The following is a 2,421-nucleotide window of genomic DNA, read 5'->3' as shown; positions in this document are numbered from 1 at the left end:
TGTGCGCCGCGAGGCGCTCTGTTGTATCCCCGGTTCAGCCGGGAGGAACTTGGAGGGAGGTTTCTGGGCCGAATGGCTGACCTGGATCCGAAAGGTGAAGGGGACAATAGCATGCCAGAAAATCCGGCGGCCGGGCCCAGTGGTCAGGGACGGGGCGCCGGAGGGGCCCGCGTGATATGGCGAAAGCTGAATTGCCTGAATCCTAATCTCCAGTTGATGCAAGTTCCCATCCACCGGAAAGACCTCTGAAACCGGTGCCGTACTCTGCGTCGGAGTCGAGGGTTGCCGACGCAACCTTCGGAGTACGGAGCGACGCCCAGCGAGGGTGTTCAAGGAGATGAGTGGGGCGCCTACGTCACGCTATTACGTGCAACAGAGACGAACGCGGGATCGCCTAAAGGGTGCGAGCCCTATGGCGACGGAGGCCTCGTAGTAGTCGCCGGAGTCACGACCGGCCAGGGAGGGCGGGAAAGCCGTCCGCAGGGCGAAGGAGGCCAGGTGATCGGACACCTCAGAGCTGGGAGGTATGCGTAATGCAGAGCGCCGCAACGGTGCTGGGTGTCCTGCGTGAGCGCGGCAGGCGCGGCCTGTCGTTGAACGAGCTGTATCGGCAACTGTTCAACCCGCAGTTGTATCTGCTGGCCTACGGACGCATCTACTCCAACAAGGGGTCGATGACGCCCGGGGTCACGCAGGAAACCGTGGACGGCATGTCCATTCATAAAATCGGCCGCATCATCGATGCGATGCGCCACGAGCGCTACCGATTCCGCCCGGTCCGGCGAGTTCATATCCCGAAAAAGAACGGGAAAACTCGCCCGCTGGGATTGCCGACCTGGTCGGACAAACTTGTCGGTGAAGTGGTGCGTCTGCTGCTGGAGGCGTACTACGAGCCAACGTTCTCCGACCGGTCCCACGGGTTCCGTCCCAGAAAAGGCTGTCATACCGCATTGCGGGAGATCGCCAACACCTGGACCGGAACAGCCTGGTTCATCGAGGGAGACATCGCCGACTGCTTCGGGTCGTTGGACCACGACCTGATGATGAAAATCCTGTCGGAGAAGATCCACGACAACAGGTTCCTGCGGCTGGTGCGCAACATGCTCACAGCCGGATATCTGGAGGACTGGAAATGGGGAGCGACCCTGTCGGGCGCTCCTCAAGGCGGGGTCGCCTCGCCGATCCTGTCCTCGATCTACCTGCACAAGTTGGACGAATTCGTCGAGAAGGTTCTGATTCCGGAGTTCACCCGAGGGGAACGCAGGGCCCGTAACCCTGCCTACCTCGATCTGCAGAACCAGCTGGCCAAAGCCCGCCGCCGCAAGGACCGGGCCTCGGCCCGCACCCTGCGACGGCGCATGGTCAGCCTGCCCAGCTCCGACCCGGACGATCCGGAATACCGGCGGCTGCGGTACTGCAGATATGCAGATGACCATCTGCTCGGATTCGCCGGACCAAAGGCAGAGGCCGAGGAGATCAAACAGCGCCTGGCAATGTTCCTGAATGACGAACTCAAGCTGGAACTGTCCCAGGACAAGACGTTGATCACCCACGCCCGAACCGGCGCGGCCCGATTCCTCGGCTATGAGATCACCGTCCAGCACAACAGCAGCAAGACCACCGGCCGCCGCAGGTCGGTGAACGGGCAGGTCGCGCTGCGAGTCCCGCTGGAGGTGATCAAAGCAAAATGCATCCCCTATCTGCGGCGCGGTAAACCCGCCAAGCAAAAGGCCCTGACCAATGGCAGCGACCACACCATCGTCGCCACCTACGGGGCCGTCTACCGGGGCATCGTCCAGTATTACCTGCTGGCCGGCGACGTCTTCCGGCTTCACCGGCTGCGCTGGGTCATGGAGACTTCCATGCTCAAGACCCTGGCAGGCAAGCACCGCTCATCGATGTCGAAGATGGCCGCGAAGCACAAGGTCAAAATCCAGACACCGCATGGGCTGCGCACCTGCTTCGAGGCACGCCTCGAACGCGACGGCAGGCAACCCCTGGTCGCACGGTTCGGCGACATTACACTCCACCGGCAGAAGGCGGCAGCGGTCATAGACCGACAGCCGATCCGGGCCGATTACCCGCGTAAAGAGCTGATCGCTCGGCTCCTCGCGGATATTTGCGAGATCTGCCAGAAAAATGGCGAGGTCCAGGTCCACCACGTCCGGAAACTCGCAGATCTCCCAGTACCCGGGCCGCTTCAACCCCAGTGGGCCAAGGCGATGGCCAATCGGCGCAGAAAGACCCTCGTGGTCTGTGCCAACTGCCACGACCTCATCCACGGGAAACCAGCCCTACCGCTCACGCAGTAGTCACTGGAGAGCCGGATGATCGGGAAACCATCAAGTCCGGTTCGGCGGGAGGCCGAGCGGAAAAGGACCCGCGCTCCACGCGGGCACCTCGCCGCTCGGCCGACCCATC

1 protein-coding gene is annotated in these 2,421 nt (G+C 62.5%); it reads left to right on the top strand.

The window, feature by feature from the left end; all coding sequences use genetic code 11:
* Window positions 1–533 precede the first annotated feature (533 nt).
* Window positions 534–2,312: a reverse transcriptase domain-containing protein gene (locus ABGB12_RS34975; RefSeq protein ID WP_347684832.1), complete on the top strand. Its 1,779-nt coding sequence runs from the start codon at window positions 534–536 to the stop codon at window positions 2,310–2,312.
* Window positions 2,313–2,421 lie beyond the last annotated feature (109 nt).

The sequence above is a fragment of the Actinocorallia sp. B10E7 genome (genome assembly GCF_039871655.1).
Lineage (GTDB): Bacteria > Actinomycetota > Actinomycetes > Streptosporangiales > Streptosporangiaceae > Actinocorallia.
Note: the sequence above shows the minus strand (reverse complement) of the source record. Positions and strands in the feature narration are given on the sequence as shown.